General features: G+C 58.4%; 16 protein-coding genes. 8 read left to right on the top strand and 8 right to left on the bottom strand.

The window, feature by feature from the left end; translation table 11 throughout:
* Positions 1–34: 34 nt before the first annotated feature.
* Both CWM53_RS03355 and cydB read left to right on the top strand, forming a co-directional pair.
* Positions 35–1441: a cytochrome ubiquinol oxidase subunit I gene (locus CWM53_RS03355; RefSeq protein ID WP_061155025.1), complete on the top strand. Its 1407-nt coding sequence runs from the start codon at positions 35–37 to the stop codon at positions 1439–1441.
* Positions 1438–2448, top strand: a complete 1011-nt coding sequence (cydB, locus tag CWM53_RS03350; RefSeq protein ID WP_074386275.1) for a cytochrome d ubiquinol oxidase subunit II — start codon at positions 1438–1440, stop codon at positions 2446–2448. Before CWM53_RS03355 ends, cydB begins: the two co-directional genes overlap by 4 nt.
* On the opposite strand, the gene CWM53_RS03345 is transcribed toward cydB, so the two are convergent.
* The 3 genes from CWM53_RS03345 to CWM53_RS03335 are packed head-to-tail and all read right to left on the bottom strand — an operon-like array spanning position 2442 to position 5615.
* Positions 2442–3362, bottom strand: a complete 921-nt coding sequence (locus tag CWM53_RS03345) for an HlyD family secretion protein (protein ID WP_074386274.1) — start codon at positions 3360–3362, stop codon at positions 2442–2444. The genes cydB and CWM53_RS03345 overlap by 7 nt on opposite strands.
* Entirely contained in the window at positions 3359–3571 is a 213-nt protein-coding gene (locus CWM53_RS03340; protein WP_074386273.1) for a DUF1656 domain-containing protein, read from the bottom strand. Before CWM53_RS03340 ends, CWM53_RS03345 begins: the two co-directional genes overlap by 4 nt.
* Complete coding sequence (locus CWM53_RS03335; RefSeq protein ID WP_100729948.1) at positions 3564–5615, bottom strand: FUSC family protein; 2052 nt, start codon at positions 5613–5615, stop codon at positions 3564–3566. The genes CWM53_RS03340 and CWM53_RS03335 overlap by 8 nt, the downstream gene beginning before the upstream one ends.
* Positions 5616–5692: 77 nt before the next feature.
* On the opposite strand from CWM53_RS03335, the gene CWM53_RS03330 reads away from it, so the two are divergent.
* Positions 5693–6487, top strand: a complete 795-nt coding sequence (locus CWM53_RS03330) for an AraC family transcriptional regulator (RefSeq protein WP_100729964.1) — start codon at positions 5693–5695, stop codon at positions 6485–6487.
* A 59-nt stretch (positions 6488–6546) separates the two neighbouring features.
* Here the strand turns inward: CWM53_RS03330 and CWM53_RS03325 are convergent, their stop codons facing one another.
* Positions 6547–6744, bottom strand: coding sequence for a hypothetical protein (locus CWM53_RS03325; RefSeq protein ID WP_032754041.1), 198 nt, complete (start codon positions 6742–6744; stop codon positions 6547–6549).
* 573 nt (positions 6745–7317) lie between these two features.
* Here CWM53_RS03325 and CWM53_RS03320 point away from each other — a divergent pair.
* Positions 7318–7950, top strand: a complete 633-nt coding sequence (locus CWM53_RS03320) for a DNA-binding protein (RefSeq protein WP_074386271.1) — start codon at positions 7318–7320, stop codon at positions 7948–7950.
* On the opposite strand, the gene CWM53_RS30365 is transcribed toward CWM53_RS03320, so the two are convergent.
* Entirely contained in the window at positions 7929–8117 is a 189-nt protein-coding gene (locus tag CWM53_RS30365; protein WP_133122269.1) for a hypothetical protein, read from the bottom strand. The genes CWM53_RS03320 and CWM53_RS30365 overlap by 22 nt on opposite strands.
* A gap of 466 nt (positions 8118–8583) precedes the next feature.
* Here CWM53_RS30365 and CWM53_RS03315 point away from each other — a divergent pair, with 466 nt between their 5' ends.
* Positions 8584–9270 (top strand): EAL domain-containing protein, encoded by a 687-nt coding sequence (locus CWM53_RS03315; RefSeq protein WP_061155017.1) that lies wholly within the window; start codon positions 8584–8586, stop codon positions 9268–9270.
* A gap of 129 nt (positions 9271–9399) precedes the next feature.
* Positions 9400–9810 (top strand): Spy/CpxP family protein refolding chaperone, encoded by a 411-nt coding sequence (locus CWM53_RS03310; protein WP_074386270.1) that lies wholly within the window; start codon positions 9400–9402, stop codon positions 9808–9810.
* 75 nt (positions 9811–9885) lie between these two features.
* Here the strand turns inward: CWM53_RS03310 and CWM53_RS03305 are convergent, their stop codons facing one another.
* Positions 9886–11388: a UbiD family decarboxylase gene (locus tag CWM53_RS03305; protein ID WP_016160696.1), complete on the bottom strand. Its 1503-nt coding sequence runs from the start codon at positions 11386–11388 to the stop codon at positions 9886–9888.
* A gap of 120 nt (positions 11389–11508) precedes the next feature.
* Between CWM53_RS03305 and CWM53_RS03300 the strand changes: the two genes are divergently transcribed.
* Positions 11509–12399 (top strand): LysR substrate-binding domain-containing protein, encoded by an 891-nt coding sequence (locus tag CWM53_RS03300; protein WP_074386268.1) that lies wholly within the window; start codon positions 11509–11511, stop codon positions 12397–12399.
* Positions 12400–12405: 6 nt separating this feature from the next.
* Here the strand turns inward: CWM53_RS03300 and CWM53_RS03295 are convergent, their stop codons facing one another.
* Both CWM53_RS03295 and CWM53_RS03290 read right to left on the bottom strand, forming a co-directional pair.
* A complete protein-coding gene (locus CWM53_RS03295; RefSeq protein ID WP_100729947.1) occupies positions 12406–14190 on the bottom strand; it encodes a sensor domain-containing diguanylate cyclase in 1785 nt (594 codons plus the stop codon).
* A gap of 72 nt (positions 14191–14262) precedes the next feature.
* On the bottom strand, positions 14263–15471 hold the full coding sequence (locus CWM53_RS03290; protein ID WP_074386266.1) for an HD domain-containing phosphohydrolase: 1209 nt from the start codon (positions 15469–15471) through the stop codon (positions 14263–14265).
* A 309-nt stretch (positions 15472–15780) separates the two neighbouring features.
* On the opposite strand from CWM53_RS03290, the gene fraE reads away from it, so the two are divergent.
* On the top strand, positions 15781–16824 hold the full coding sequence (gene fraE, locus CWM53_RS03285) for a fructose-asparagine asparaginase (RefSeq protein ID WP_074386265.1): 1044 nt from the start codon (positions 15781–15783) through the stop codon (positions 16822–16824).
* Positions 16825–16960 lie beyond the last annotated feature (136 nt).

The raw sequence follows: 16960 nt of genomic DNA, 5'->3' as shown, positions 1-16960 counted from the left end.
CCGCCGGGGCGATTCACAATGATGGGTGCGGATTATGTTTGAATTTGACGCGTTTCATCTGGCCCGACTGCAATTTGCCTTTACCGTTTCCTTCCATATCCTGTTTCCGGCTATCACTATCGGCCTTGCCAGCTACCTGGTGGTGCTTGAGGGGATGTGGCTGCGAACCCGGGATAATGTCTGGCGTTCACTCTACAATTTCTGGCTGAAAATTTTTGCCGTCAATTTTGGGATGGGCGTGGTTTCCGGATTAGTCATGTCCTATCAGTTCGGCACCAACTGGAGCGGATTCTCCCAGTTTGCCGGCAGCATTACCGGCCCGCTGCTGCTGTACGAAGTGCTGACCGCCTTTTTCCTCGAAGCGGGATTCCTCGGGGTGATGCTGTTTGGCTGGAATAAAGTGCCGCCGGCGCTGCATTTTTTTACCACCTGCATGGTGGCGCTTGGCACCCTGGTCTCCACTTTCTGGATCCTCGCCTCCAACAGCTGGATGCAGACGCCGCAGGGTTTTACCATCGAAAATGGCCATCTCATTCCGCAAGACTGGCTGGCGATTATCTTTAACCCCTCGTTCCCGTATCGTTTGTTTCATATGGCGATAGCCGCGTTTCTCAGCAGCGCCATGTTCGTCGGGGCCTCTGCCGCGTGGCATCTTCTGCGTGGCAACGACTCGCCGGCCATCCGCAAAATGCTGTCGATGGCGATGTGGATGGCGCTGCTGGTGGCGCCAATCCAGGCGGTGGTGGGGGATATGCATGGTCTTAACACCCTTGAGCATCAGCCAGCGAAGATCGCCGCCATTGAGGGGCACTGGGAAAACCGACCCGGCGAGGCCACGCCGCTTCTGCTGTTTGGTCTGCCGGATATGGAACAGGAGCGCACCCGCTATGGTCTCGAGATCCCCGCTCTCGGCAGCCTGATCCTCACCCACAGTCTGCATAAGCAGGTGCCGGCCCTGAAAGACTTCCCGAAAGAGGACCGACCCTATTCGCCCGCCGTTTTCTGGTCGTTTCGCATCATGGTTGGGATGGGAATGTTGATGATCGCCTTAGGGATCTGCAGCGCCTGGCTGCGCTATCGGCGGCGACTGTATCACTCGCGTCCCTTTCAGTGGTTTGCGCTCTGCATGGGGCCTGCTGGCCTTATTGCCCTGGTCGCCGGGTGGGTGACCACCGAGATGGGCCGCCAGCCGTGGGTGATTTACGGCTTGCTGCGCACCCGGGATGCGGTGTCGTTGCACAGCACGCTGCAGATGGCCATCAGCCTGCTGGTGTTTATCGTGGTCTACTGCGCGGTGTTTGGCGTGGGGTATTACTACATTTTCCGGCTTATCAAAAAAGGGCCGCAGCCGGTGACGGAGCTGACCTCGCAAACCGCCGGCACCCCGGCGCGTCCGCTCTCGGCGGCAGAGCCGGTGCGGGATGAGGAGAACGCATCATGAGCATCGATATCTCGGTGATTTGGTTTGTCATCATCGTCTTCGCCACGCTGATGTATATCGTGATGGATGGTTTCGATTTAGGTATTGGGATGCTGTTCAGCGTGGTGCATGATGGCGAAGAGCGCGACGTGATGGTCAACAGCGTAGCGCCCGTCTGGGATGGAAATGAAACCTGGCTGGTACTCGGCGGGGCAGGGCTGTTCGGCGCCTTTCCGCTGGCCTATGCGGTGATCACCGATGCGCTGGTCATCCCGCTGACGGCGATGCTCATCGGCCTGATTTTTCGCGGCGTGGCGTTTGAATTTCGTTTTAAAGCGGTTCCCTCGCATCGCACCTTCTGGGACTCTGCCTTCGCCGGCGGCTCGCTGCTGGCGACCTTCAGCCAGGGGATTGTCGTCGGCGCGTTTATCAATGGCTTTGCGGTGGCTGACCGCCGCTTCGCCGGTTCGACGCTGGACTGGCTTACCCCCTTTAACCTGTTCTGCGGTCTGGGGCTGGTGGTGGCCTATCTGCTGCTCGGCACCACGTGGCTGATCATGAAAAGCGAAGGCGCGCTGCAGCAGCGGATGCGCGCGCTGACCCGCAAGGTGCTGCTGGCGCTGATGGTGGTGATCGCGGTGGTCAGCGTCTGGACGCCGTTGGGCTGGCGCTACGTGGCGGAGCGCTGGTTTACGCTGCCCAATTTCTTCTGGTTCGTGCCGGTACCGATTCTGGTGTTGGCGCTGAGCCTGTGGATCTGGCGCCTGAGCGCGCGTCCCGCCAGCCACGCTCGTCCCTTTATCCTGACGCTGGGCCTGATTTTCCTCGGCTTCAGCGGGTTGGGGATCAGCGTCTGGCCGAACATTATCCCACCGAATATCTCCCTGTGGGATGCTGCCGCGCCGCCCTCCAGCCAGGTATTTATGCTGCCGGGGGCGCTGCTCATTATCCCGGTGATCCTGATGTATACCGCCTGGAGCTATTACGTCTTTCGCGGCAAAGTCTCCGGCAGCGAGGGCTATCACTGAGCCTGATTCGCGCCGGCAGGTGAGGATTTGCCGGCGCGTCGCGCCAACCGCGCGGGAATGACCGAGACAGTCGCGGACAAACCGGCGACCCGTTCCACCCCCTCGGGCAGGGTATCGATATGGATGCGCACTGGCACACGCTGCGCCAGCCGCACCCAGCTGAAGGTCGGCTCGACCTGCGGCAGGCCCAGGGCGCCGGTCTCATCATTGGTATCGCCGATCCCGTGTCCGATACTCTCCACATGGCCGGTAATGACCGGATCATACCCCATCAGCGTGATGTGTGCGGTATCGCCAACGTGGATGTGGCGCAGGCGGGTCTCTTCAAAATACCCCACCACCCAGAAACTCTGGCCATCGATAATGGCCACTTTCGTCACCCCAGCGGTGGCATAGTCGCCCGGGCGTAGCCGCAGATGGGTGACGTACCCGGCCACCGGTGTCCGCACGGTGGCATGCGCTAAATTCAGTTGCGCCAGCGCCAGTGCCGCCAGCGCGCCCTGGTAGTTAGCGGCCGCGACGCTGGCCGCGCTGGTGGTCTGTTTCAGATCTTCGCTGGAGATGACGCCCTGGATCTGCGCCCGTCGTCTGGCGGCATCCTGGCGCATCGCCATCTCCTGGCGTCGGGCTTCCACCTCCGCCTGGGCGCTACTGACCGCCAGCTTCAGCCAGCGCGGATCGATGGAATAGAGCACATCTCCCCGATTGACCCACTGGTTGTCTTTCACCGCCACGCTGGCCACCGGCCCCGAGACATCGGGGGCGATCTGCACCACGTCGGCCCGCATCCGACCATCGCGGGTCCAGGGCGTTTGCGCCTCCTGTTTCCAGAGAATGAAAGCCAGTAGCGCGGCGGCGGCAACGGCGCCTAAGGTCAGGGCGTAGCGGCCCAGAAGAGTGAGATAAACTGTCATACGGCAAACCCCAGCGTGTTAACCTCCTGCAGGAGCAGGAAAAAGAGTGCGATATAGAGGGAAAGCCCCCACAGCGGGCGGCAGGGCAAGCGGCCCAGTCCCCGGGTGGAGAAAATAAGCGGTTGCAACAGCAGCGTCGCGAGCAGGGCGATAAGGCCGACAACCAGCAGGCCGGGGAAAAATACCCCGCCCATCGCGAGATCACGCATGGCTTTGGCTCTCCTCAGGCCGGTGTAAGGCGCAATACAGGGAAATGAGCGCTTCCGCGCGCTCATGTGAGGCGGCATCAGCCGGTAAACCGTGGGCCAACAGCGCGTCAACAGGCTGCGCGAGGGCCCCTATATCAGGCTCCTGCTTAAGGGCGTCAAGCAGCGTCTGCACAGCGGTAGCCGCTTCTCGATCCATCGGCTGATAGCTACGGCGCAGGTGGATCACCGCCAGGCCGGTACGAATATCGTGCAGCATCTTGTCCAGCAGTTGACCTGCGGCCGGCCCGCTCTGCGGTAGCCGCGGCAGCAGTAAAGCGGTCCGGTCGATCATCAGATTGGTCCAGCGGTGGGCATTGTGCGCCAGTCGGCCCCGCGCGGCGCGGCGGATATCGCGACGGCACAGCGTCAGCAGACGATGGACAGCGGCATCGGCCTGCACGGTTTGCAGCAGGCGCATACCAAACGCGGCATAGCCGATGGCGACAAACAGCGCGATAGAGGTATTCATCGCCGTCGCGAAATCCCCCTGGTAGCTGGGGCCCAGTTCGCACATTATCGGCAGCGTCAGGGTGATGCCCATCGCCATAAAGGTGGTGGGCGGTCGCGCCTGCAGCGAACCGGCCAGCAGATAGACCGGGGCGAGCATCGCCGCCAGCAGGGCAAATTCGCTCACCTGCGGCAGCAGGGCGAAACTATACAGCAGGCTGAACAGCACGCCCCACACGCAGCCGATCAGGTATTTCACCAGATGCGCCGCCGGTGCATCGAAGCTGGCGAACAGGCTACAGCAGACCCCGAGGATCGAGACCGCGGTGCCGCCATCGGGCCAGGCAGAGCCTATCCAGATAAGGCAGCCGCTGAGGATGATGACGAAGGCACCGAAGGCGGTCCGCAGGGCGCTGAGCGGATCGCGATGGAAAACATAGCCCTTTGCCGAGCGGGCGTCAGGGGGAAGGGCTGGCGAGCGCCGGTGATAAATCGCCTTCGCCAGCCGTTCGATCTGCTGCAGGAGACGGATGGCTTCCGCCAGGTGGCGCACCAGGCTAACGCGCAGCGCCTCGTTCAGCGTCTGCGCAGGAGCGTACCGGTTGATGAGCGGCTCGCAGCGGGAGAGTAGCTCGTCGGCGGAGAGCGCCGTTCTGTTGGCTTCCTGGCCTCTCAGCCAGCTCTCTGCTTCCGCCAGCAGCATCTGCAGGTCAGCTGGCCGCTTTCCGGCTCTCTGTAAACGGTCGTGCAATTCGCCATTAACGATCAACAGTCGTGCCAGCCGGTCGTGGATCGCTTTTCTGGCCTGGCGGTGGGGAACCGAGAGGTCGTCATCCCAGGGAAGATGGTGGTTGATGCCCTGCAGAAACTGCAGGCTCAGTGCCAGCCGCAGCGTTTCCGCCGCCACCGGCTTACCGGCCAGCGTATCGGCGATCCGCTGCCGGGCGGTTGCCAGCGTCTGTGCCAGCGTGCTGTTAAACCGCCCGGCGATGCGCACCGGCAGCACGAAGCGGTGAATCAATCCGGCGCACAAGATACCGATGGCGATCTCTTCCACCCGAGTGACCGCGAGGTCAAAGATCGTCCCGGGCGCGGAGACGGCGGGAAAGCCAATCAGGCTCGCGGTGTAACCCGCCAGCAAAAAAGCGTATCCGCGCGGCGTGCGCTCAAGCAGCGACAGACACAGGCAACCCGCGATCCACAGGGCCAGCATGGCGCTACACAGGATCGGCTGGTTAACGAAGGTGGGCACGATGAAGACGGTGGCCGCCGCGCCGACGAGGGTCCCGACCAGGCGATAGACGCTGCGGCTTAGCGATGCGCCCACCGAGGTCTGCGACACAATATAGACAGTGATGATGGCCCACGAAGGCCTTTGCAGACCGATGGATAGCGCAAGATAGTACGCCAGCATCGCCGCGGCGAAACTCTTTGCGGAAAAGAGTACCGCCTGGGCATCACTGCGCAGGACGGCTGAAGTCGATTGCGGCATGAAAGGGCGCGCGACGGCGCCTGCGGCACGCAGCCAGGAGGCCTGGCGAAAGCGGTTAATGTTCATGCCGCGGATTATTGCTGGCTTGCGCTTGCGGCGAAATACTCTATTCTGTCAAAAAATACCTGAATCTGGCCAATCGTATGCCATCACCTTTTGCCAATACGCTATACGATCCGGACGCCGCGTCCTGTCCGGCCGTCGCCTGTCATCTTGATTTTGTCGAGTATGAAGCGGAAGTGCCGGTGCATACCCATCGCAAAGGGCAGTTGATTATTGTGCTGTATGGTGCGGTGAGCTGTCGGGCGGAAAATAACCTGTGGATTGTGCCGCCTCGCTGCGCGGTATGGATCCCGGGCGGTATTCCGCACAGTGTGTCCGCCACCTGGAACGCGCGCCTCAATTATCTGTTTATTGAACCCGGCGCTGCCGCGCTGCCTGGCAGCTGCTGCACCCTGGCGCTCTCTCCCCTGATCCACGAGCTGGTGGAGCGACTCACTCGTGAGGGGGCGGATTATGTGGCGGATAGCCATGCCGGGAGACTCACCCGGGTGACCCTTGACGAACTGGCGACCATGCCGGCGCAGCGCCTGAATCTGCCCGTCTCAGCACATCCCAAAATTCGTGCGATGGCCGACCGGCTGGTCAGCCATCCTGACGATCGCAGTACCCTGTCGGTGTGGGCGAAGCGTCTGGCGCTGGGTGAGCGCTCGCTGGCACGGGTGATGCTGCGGGAGACTGGCCTCACCTTCGGGCGCTGGCGTCAGCAGCTGCATTTGATTATTGCCCTGCAGGAGCTGGCCAGCGGCGTTTCGGTACAAAACGTGGCGACTAAGCTGGGGTATGAATCGGTAAATGCCTTTATTACCATGTTCAAAAAAACGATGGGGGCGACACCGGCGCACTATTTTGCCGAACGTCAGACCGCGGCTCGTTAAGAAAACCTTGTCGGGCCGCGACGGCTGGCGTGACGCCCAACAAGGTGGCAGGGGGGCGCTTACGCTTTCGGCGGCTTGATCTTAATAATAAATCGCTCGTTGACCCGGGTGATCTTCGCGCCAATATCGCCAAACTCGGTGGCGATTTTAAAAAAATCGTCCGCGTCGACATCAAAATCGAGTTCGATTTTCGGGTGTTGTCCTGTCGCCAGTAATTCATAGAAATGGTCAAGACTGCGGGCTTTTTCGCTGGGCATCTTATTTCTCCATGGTAAACCAATCAGCAGGGCGTTTATTGTTTAAAGCGTTTTCCGGATTATTCAGCAGGATGACAGTAGCGCCTGATATAAGATGATGCAATGTCATTAAGGATACGGTGGGGCGATATTATTCCATGTTGTTAAACCTGTGGCCGCGCGTTTCTCCTGGATGCCATGAGGCGCGGGGCAACCCTGCGGCGCGGGTTGATGATAGACATTTTATGATGACAAATTGATGACAGTGAAATGAACGTACAATAGCGCCGGGGTTTCTTTTCACTAAATAATGTTATTCGGTGGCTGTTAAGGCAGAACTTAACTACTTTATGGTGATAGGGCGTCATTTGGCGATGGCTAACAGTGAGGGAGCAACGATGCAATTACTTGATTTATTCGCAGGTTTATTGTGGTTAAGCAGCGTTATTTTCCTGCTGTATGTCCTTGATGTGGTCATCACCCGTTATCTGTATCGTAAATAACCGGGAAGGGGATGCGCGAGGGCGCTCGGCATAGGGTACTGCGCCAGAGGATGTTATTATGACGCCGGACTGATTCAGAAAGGAATGCGCGGTGGCCGGGAGAATTGATTACGATATTGAAAAATACCAGTTTACCGAAGCCGGTGAGTCGCCACGGCTCAGAGCGCAGTGGCGTGAGGTCTATCTGGAGTGTCGTCAGCTGCAGGCTGGGGCTGAGGAGCGTCTGCGCATTGCGCTATTGAACGTCGACTATGTCACCAGCTTCGAACTGCCTTTTCGCCTGCTGCTGGTGCGCGCGCCACAGCTGATCGCGGATTTGCGCGAGGCGCTGCAGCTCAACCGTAAAGCCGCCGTTTTCAACGGCAAACGTTACGGTTGTGTCTACAGTCTGAAGCAGGATTTACAGGCGATTCCGGAGACCTTCCAGTACCACCTGTCAAACCGTATCCGTCGCGTCGATCCGCAGGGACCGACGGCGGCCCCGTACCAGCAGATTGCCCGCGAGATAAAGCCGGCCCGGGAGCGACTTCGCCATGCGCTACTTGCCGGCTTGCCGGTTACCGCGCTTGATGCGCTATTCTGGTTCGGCAGTCAGCGGGTGGCGGCGGACATTGCGCAATTGCGCCGGTCCGGCATGGGAATTGTCACCGAAGAGGTGGAAGTCAGCGACAATCTGTTCAACAGCCTCCGACGGGTACCGGTTTATCGTCTGACCAGCGAATGATGCGGTGAGCCTTCGCCCAGCCGTTGCTTTTGCAGGCAGCTCACCATTGCCCCGTCAAACCAAACGCACTGCATTCTGCCGGTGTGCCGCGGCGCAGGTCCCAGCCACGCGCTGGCGATGAGCATGAATAGCATCAGCCCCAGCGGAATCACGTTTATTTTTTTCACTGCCTGTCATCCACTTCACTCTTCCTCGTTGCAGGGTAGCGGGAAAGTATGACGTTTTGTCGACGGGATCACATTTTTTTATTGAGGATTCATGACATGCCAGGCGAAGAGGCGCCGCAGAGACCGGCGTTATTCATATTCGGCATAATGATATGACTAAAATTGGCGGCTTGTATTTTTCATTTTTATTACACCTCACTTTTTTACCTGGCGGGACAACGCGTGAAGTGACCATGCTTTACGCAGATTGCTCTGGTAACTGGCTGGTTTGAAACGATATTTTAATTGACATTTAAGAGGGTGTTACAGCAGTGGCTAATTTATATTAATTCAATTTACCGATCAATAAATTATATCTTGATAGCTTTTAACTATCGAATGATTATTATCGATCACTTTAAACTATTTTTGTTGGCGGAAAATATATGACATGCTTTAACCCTTTCTTATTTTTGGTATTTTTTAAATGGTTGAAGAAAACGTGAAAAATACCTCTTATCGCTTCGTTCTGGAGCCCGCTATTAGCGACGATGGCGGCTACCACTCGTGGGAATTGCTCACTAAAGATATTATAGCACCTGCACAAAATACCACCTCTGCGTCGACGTTTTCTTTCTCCACGCTCACCGAACGCGACAAGCTTGCTCTATTTATTCGGCAAATCGAGTTACTTTCCGTATTTGATTTCGCCCGGGTCGATAATAAGCCGATATCGCTGAACATTGATGATTTATTAAGCCACTTTATTCTGACGGATCGCTATCTCTGTGATTTCCTGCGCTCCTGTAAACACATTGCTCTGGAAATAAATGAGAACTTTCACGAGTTTATCGCCGGACGTGAGCTGACGGCGCTGAGCACGCTGGCGGCGCTTTGCCCGGTCTGGCTGGATGATTTTGGCCGCGGACGGACGTCCTTCCCGCTGCTCGAGCGCTTCCGCTTCGATTGCGTCAAAGTGGATAAAGATTACTTCTGGGATAAAGAAAACGACCCCGCTTTTCCCGGGCTGTTGCAGTCTATTCATACCCTGACCAGCCATGTGATCGTTGAGGGTATTGAAACCGAAAAGCAAAAACAGTTAATCAGCGCCGCCGGGGATATCATTGGACAGGGCCGTTACTGGAAGGATGAATATATCTTTCTGTGCTGCTGACTCGGGATCTGATTTCTGTTTCTTACCATCCTTTTTTTATCCAGTTTTAAATTAACCCTTTGTTACAGATAGTCTTTATTAGCGCAGTGATAATCGCCTCTCATTTTCTTTTCTGAAGGATCATTCACTGTGAATACTTGCTTGCGTAACACCCTGCTCGCCATTGCGCTGACCACCTGCTTTACGGCAGCCAGCCAGGCGTCGACCTCCGCCGACGTACCGTCTGTCTCGCAGGATCCGGTCGTCCAGCACCTGAAGCTGAGTGAAGAGCAGGTCGCCAAAATCCAGGCGCTGCGTCAGGGATTCGAAAATAATGTAAGCCAGATTAAAATCAGCGGCTATCAGGATGGTGCCCTGGCAGACGTTATTCACTCCGGAAAATGGGATGACGCTAAGGTCAAACAGCAGCTGGCCGCCTTTGGCCAGCTGGACCAGCAGGTGCGGTATTATCGTGTGAAATACTACTTCGACGTGAGCCAGGTGCTGACCCCCGAGCAGCGTGAGCAGGTGAAAAAAGACCTCTCCGCTGCGATCAACTAACCCTGCCTCAGCCACCCGCTGCAGGTGATACTGGCTCGGAAGATGCCGCCGTGCTCCGGCGGCTATCACCTGATTTTACTGACCGTGGTTTTTTTCCAGCCGGGCAAAATACTCCGGCGCAAACGGACGCGGATCGACATCGGCAAACGGTGCGCGTTCGAAGTGTGATTTTAACGCCCACGGCACCGTGCAATCGAAAATCGTCTTGCAACTGATACCCTCTCCGCGGATCGACGGGCTGTATGCCGGGGTCTGGGAAGGATCCAGCTGGTGACCACGGATGCCGGGGATCGTCGTGATGCTGACATCCCCCTGCATGCGGGTGGTCATCGCCCACAGGATATCGTCGCTGTCAAAGATATCGACATCTTCATCGACCAGAATGATATTTTTCAGCTCGGAATAGGTCGCCAGCGCTACCAGCGCGGCCTGCCCCTGACGCCCTTCGTCGGCGGGCTGGCGTTTTTTCACCTGCAGGATCCCGAGGAATTTGCCGCCGCCCGCGGTGTGGGCGTAGACATTTTGTAAAAAGCCCGGGATAGCGGCTTCAACGGCATTCCAGATACTGGCTTCCGTTGGCAGCCCGGCGAGGGTGGTATGCTCTTCGCCCGGCCCTACCAGCGTCTGCAGAATCGCATTGTTTCGCATGGTCACCGCTTTGACTTTAATGACTGGCAGCGATGGATTGGCACCGCCGCAGTAGCCAGGAAACTCCGGCATCGCGTGGCCGCTGTTGGTGTGCTGATCTTCTCTGACGCGTACGCCCGGCAGCAGTTCCCCTTCGATAACGATCTCGGCGCGAGCGATGGCTTTCTCCGGGACGCTGACGCCCTGTACCAGCTCTACCGGACGCTGACGCAGCGCGCCGGCGACGCCCAGTTCGTTATAGCCAAACGGGGTGGTCGGCGCTTCAAAGCAGGCGCCGATATAGATAGCCGGATCGAGACCCATATTGATGGTTATCGGCAGCGGTTTGCCAGCGGCCTCGGCTTTCTGACGAAACACTTCGATATGGCGGCCAGCGGCGAGAAACATCGACAGCTCATCCCGGCCCTGGACGCACAAGCGGTGGATGGTGACGTCGGTGAGCGAGGCGTCGTCGGGATCGCTGGCCAGCGCCAGGCCCAGGCAGAAGAAGGGACCGGCGTCGATCGGGGTGTTGGTGGGCGCCGGGAGCAGGGTGCGCAAATCAAAATCCGGATCGTCGGCCAGAAAGACCTGTTCCTGACAGGGGGCGCTGCTGGCCGGAACGACCACCGGCGCGACGGGTTTTTTCACCGCTTTGCCTACTTCCAGCGCCAGCTGTGAGGCTTCGCAGCCCAGCAGCAGCGCGGCCCGCTGGCGGCTGGCGTGCATGCCCACCAGGATGCGCGAGTGCGGATAGCCCTTAATATTGTTAAACATCATCGCCGGGCCGATGCGGGTGGGGCGCTTCACGGTGCCGCCCGCGCCGATGTGGCGATAGACGCCGGCCAGCTCTGCGTTAGGGTCAACCGGATGATCGGTTTCGAGGTACTGATTGTCATGCTGTTGCAGCAGCGCGATAGCGTCGCGCAGATCCTGAATCGGTGCGGTCATGATGTTCTCCTTAGCGTGTCGATGCGGATAGTATGCTTCGCAGGCTAATGGTTATCAATTGCATCATTCATGCGTTATTGATAATATTTTTATTATCAATTTACTCCGCGGAGTTCGGCCATGTCTTTTCGCGCGTTACGCCATTTTGTGGTCGTTGCTGAAGAATTACATATGCATCGGGCGGCGGAGCGGTTACATATCGCCCAGCCCGCCCTCAGCCAGCAGATTAAACAACTCGAGCAGCGCCTGGGCGTGGTGCTCTTCTCTCGCGCTAACCGGCGCTTGACCCTTACCGCCGCGGGCGAGGCCTTCTTGCAGAAGACGCGGCTGGCGCTGGAGATGGCCGATCAGGCGGTCCTGGACGCCCAGCGCACCGCGCGAGGCGAGCAGGGGAGATTGCATCTGGGCTATGTCTCCAGTGCGATGTATGACAGCAAACTGCCGGGGCTCCTGCGCGAGCTGCGCACCGACTGGCCGGGGATTGAGCTGTCGCTGGTGCAGGGTGATGTGCAAATGCTCTACGAAGCGCTGCTGGATCTGCGTCTGGATATCGCTATCATCCGCGCGCCGCTGGCTTCACCACCGGACGCGCTGGTGGTCAGGCCATTTGTGCGGGAAAAACTGTGTCTGGCGCTCTATCAACAGCATCCGCTGGCAGGCGTGGGGGCGCTCAATCTGGCCTCGCTGCGCACTGACAACTGGATCTCGCTTGACGATCCGCAGGGCACCGGACTGGAGCAGGTGTTTATTGACGCCTGTCGCGTCGCGGGCTTTACGCCGCAGGTGGTGCAGCGAATTAACGACGTCACCTCGATGATTAGCCTGGTCTCCGCTGGGGTGGGGGTGGCGCTGGTTCCGGTCTCGGCGCGGGCCTTACGCCTTGATAACGTGGTGTATATCGATCTCCAGGACCGGCTGGCGGAGAGCGAGCTGAGCATGGTTTACCACCGCCATATCCGTTCGGCGGTGGTGCGGAAAGTTATCTCGCTGCTCAATGCCGCTGAGCCATAATCCCGTTTAGCCGGTCTTCAGGCGACCAAAGCTGACAATTCTTGAGCGGCCCAGCTCTTTCGCCCGGTACAGCGCGGCGTCCGCTGCGCGCAGCAGGCTGTCGCTTTGGGTGTGCTGCGGGTAGCTGGCGATGCCAATCGATACATCCACCTGGCCTATCTCGGTCAGACCATCGCGCAGCGTCATATTGTGCACCTGGGTGTAGATCTCGCTGGCGCACTGGTGTGCCTCGGCTTCGTCAATGCCGGGGAGCAACACTAAAAACTCCTCGCCGCCGTAGCGGAAAGCCATGCCGATATCGCGCACCGCGCGCTGCACAATGGTCGCGACGCTCTTAATCACCAGATCCCCGGCCTCATGGCCGTAGCGGTCATTGATGGCTTTGAAGTGATCGATGTCAATCATCAGGCAGCTCAGCGGGGTGTGGGTATGGACCGCCAGCGCCATCTGCGAGTGCAGCGCTTCGTCAAGATGATGGCGGTTACGCAGGCCGGTCAGCGAATCGAACAACGCTTTTTCCAGCAGGGCGCTGCGTAAACGCTGATTGGCGAGCGCCAGTCCCAGCGCTTCGGCCATCAGCTCCAGGTAAGCCCGGGAAGGGGCGTCACTGGCGGTGACGTTCTGAAAGCTCAGCAGACCGATCGCTTCGCCCTGGGCGATGAGCGGTACGCAGAGCGACTGGCCGGCGTTCGCCTCCGGCAGATGATAGCAGGTGATATCGGGCTCACCCTGCACCGGCGGATGGCTGAGTCCCCGACGTATCGCCCAGCAGTCGTCGGGAGCAAAGGGCGTCGTCTCCTCGGCGGGCGACAGCCACTGCGCCACGCAGCGCATCTGCCACGGATCGGTATCCAGAATATACAGTTTACCGGGGATCGTCGGGGCGATGTTCGGCGCGAACAGCTCCGCCACCTTAATCACATCCTCAATGGTTTCACAGCCCTGCAGACGCTGGGTCATACGCGCCAGCAGTTCACGGATCGCCCAGTCGGCGTCGCGTTGCTGTTCCAGCTGCTGGCGGGCCAGACCGTTCTCGCGAAAAATGCGGATAGCCTGAGCCATATCGCCAATCTCATCCACCTGGGTGAACTGCGGCGTCTCCACCGCATAATCCTGGGAGGCGAGACGCTGCACCACATCGCTCAGGCGCACCACCGGATACAGTACCCGGCGTTTGAGAATGAAGCCGAGGACAAACAAAAACATCAAGGCGGTCAGGCCGACCATGATTTCCGACAGGGTGCGCCAGGTCCGCGAGCGCTCGGTGGCCTGGTCAATGGCGGCGGCGGCGCGATGCTCAAGCATCAGGCGGAAGTGATCGATCTGCGTCTGCATTCGTTCCAGTTCGGTCTCATACGCTTTGCCGTACAGCACGGCGATGGCCGCTGGCGCATCGCCGCGGGCGACATGCGTCAGGGCCGCCTGCTGCTCATCCTGCAGCTCATCGGCGATCTGCAGGCCATCGTGCAGTAGCGCCAGCTCCTCGCGGCTGGCGCCGTTATCTTTCAGCCTTGCCAGCCGCTGCTCAATGCTCTTGTTGGCCTGCTGCAGCTGCTGATATTGCGTAAGCGTCTCCGGCGAAGGCTTAACCACGTACAGCCGGGCGAGGTCAGACTGCGCCCAGGCGTCGTTTTCCACCTCGTCGGAGAGGGTATCAAAGACCTGGCGCTGCTGTACCGCCTGGCGTTCGACGCGGTCGGCGCTGGAGGCCATGAGCATGGCGCTGCCGGATGCCAGCGTCAGGCCGACGGTGATCCCGTAAGCCCAGTTGGTGATGGTGGCGATTCTCACCCTGTATTTCCTTGCATGCAGATGAAGCTGTTTTAATTATAGAACTCGCCCCCCGCCTTGACGGGGCCCGCTTCAGGGGCGGTGCTCGCTGCGGGGGTGTTCGAGGGCCTGAAGAATGATGGCGTGCAGCGTTTCTGCATGGTGGCGCAAAACGAGAAAGACATCGCTATCCAGAGCGCCATTTATAACATCCGCTTCGATGATCTGTAAGGCCTCCTGCCAGGCCATCCCTTTGCGATAAGGGCGATCTTCGGTCAGCGCGGTGAAAATATCGGCGATAGAGATAATACGGTCGGCGAGGGTCAGATGATTTTTTTCGAGATGCAGAGGGTAGCCGCTGCCGTCCAGTTTTTCATGGTGATTCGACGCCCAGTTAATAATGTCGCCAAGTTCGCTATAGTCGCTGAGGATCTCGCCGGTCATATAGCTGTGCTCGCGCACCTGGTTCAGTTCGTCCTCATCCAGCTCGCCCTCTTTTTCGAGGATGGAGAGCGGGATATAGACCTTGCCAATATCATGCAGGTAGCCGGCAATCTGAATTTGCTGGCAGGTGGGCTCCGGCAGCGGCATCCAGCGGGCAAGCTGGCGGGCAATTTCCCCCACCATGATGCTATGGCTGGCGGTAAAGCTGCTGTAGGTGTCGACAATTTTGGCAATCAGCAGGCAGACATCTTTCAGACCATGAATATCCAGATACAGCGTGTTGATAGGGGCAATGATCTCCAGCAGCCGTTGAATATGGCCGGGATGAAGATGCTGCCAGAAGTTCGCATTTTCAGCGACCTCACACAGCATATCGCACAGCGGTGGATCGATTTCCCGGTGCAAAGACACGAACTGCTCCACTACTGCCCGCGTGGGCCAGGCGGCCACGTGACTCCCGGCAGGCAGCAGCCGTTCAAAGGCATCGGCAAAGTAGACAATATGCTGTTCGCGGCTACCCCGGTGGTCCGGGCTAAAATGGTGATCGCGAATGAAGGGGACAATGGGCAGAAAGGTTACTAACCCTTCCAGCATCGCCGCTCCCTGGCGCTGATGCGGATCGTAGATGTTATCGATGGCATCCAGCGAATGAATGGTGCGTTTATCTCCCAGCACGCCGATATCATGCAGCAGCGCGGCGCAAAAGATGGTCTGTTGCCGCTCGGCAGGCAGCCCCAGCCTCTGCGCCAGCGTTAGGGCGATTAAGGCCGTTCGTTGCATATGCCGGTGCAGTTCAGGGTTAATGATCTGAATGACTCTGGTCGTCAGCATCAGCGCTGACTTCAGGGCAATACGCATTTCTGTTCTCCGTACGCGTTACCTGGCGGGCAAAAATGACCTCGCGGGTGACGGAAGTGTCGATAATCTGATCGCAATGCGTGTTGTGTTATTTGTTGCTGAACAGGTTAGTACCCAGAATGTATCAGGTTCATAGCGCCTGCCCGGTTCAGAGCCAGCCGTGCACCAGATTTGGGCGATGTTGATGCGAGAACCTTATTATTGTCTGATAGTTAACCATTTCCCCCCAAAAAAATAAATAAATTCTGGCAAGCCCTTTGCATTAAGCAAGCGTTAGTTTGATTAATGTCTATGAAGGGAGTGGCCTGTATGAATTTTAGAGCATTACTTACCATTGCGTTACTGACGATGAGCAGCCTGGCGTTTAGCGAGACGCGCCTACCGCATATCGTTATTTTAGCCACCGGCGGGACGATTGCCGGTTCGGCTGCCAGCAATACCCAGACAACGGGTTATAAGGCCGGGGCGATTGGGGTGCAGACGCTGATTAACGCCGTACCGGAAATGAGTAAAATCGCCCACGTCGAAGGCGAGCAGGTGGCGAATATCGGCAGTGAGAATATGACCAGTGACATTATTCTGGAACTCTCGAAGCGGGTGAATGCGTTATTGGCCCGGGATGATGTCGATGGCGTGGTGATCACCCACGGCACGGACACCCTCGATGAAACCCCTTATTTCCTCAATCTCACGGTGAAAAGCAACAAGCCGGTGGTCTTTAGCGCGGCGATGCGTCCGGCGACGGCGATAAGCGCCGACGGGCCGATGAACCTGCTGGAAGCGGTCACGGTCGCTGCCGATCCTGATGCCCGGGGACGCGGGGTAATGGTGGTGCTGAACGACCGCATCGGCGCGGCGCGCTTCGTCACCAAAACCAATGCCACTTCGCTGGATACCTTCCGGGCGCCGGAGGAGGGCTACCTTGGCGTCGTGGTGGGCGGAAAACCCCAGTTCGAGACGCGCGTGGATAAAATTCACACCCTGCGCTCGGTGTTCGATGTCCGCCAACTGAAGACCCTGCCGAAAGTGGTGATCATTTATGGTTACCAGGACGACCCGGAGTATATGTACGATGCGGCGATCGCCCATCATGCCGACGGTATTATCTATGCCGGAACCGGGGCGGGGTCGGTGTCGGTACGTAGCGCTGCGGGCATCAAAAAAGCGCAGCAGGCGGGTATCGTGGTGGTTCGCGCCTCCCGTACCGGCAGCGGTGTCGTGCCGCCGGATGACAGCCAGCCCGGGCTGGTGTCCGACTCCCTCAACCCAGCGAAAGCGCGTATTCTGTTGATGACCGCGCTGACGCAAACGAAAGATCCGCAGCTGATCCAGCAATATTTCCACACTTACTGATCCTCTGCGGCCAGGGCGTCGTTCACGCCTTCGCTGCGATTTGCCCCACAGTGACCCGATGTCGGGTCACTGTCCGCGCTAAATGCCGCGCTTTATGCATATAAGGCGTAAAGAAATATTTTTTTTACGGCGGGTG

The sequence above is a fragment of the Klebsiella sp. A-Nf5 genome, from assembly GCF_002810545.1.
In the GTDB taxonomy this organism is placed as follows: Bacteria; Pseudomonadota; Gammaproteobacteria; order Enterobacterales; family Enterobacteriaceae; genus Klebsiella; species Klebsiella variicola.
The sequence above is the reverse complement of the archived record's forward strand: the minus strand, read 5'-3'. Positions and strand labels throughout refer to the sequence as shown.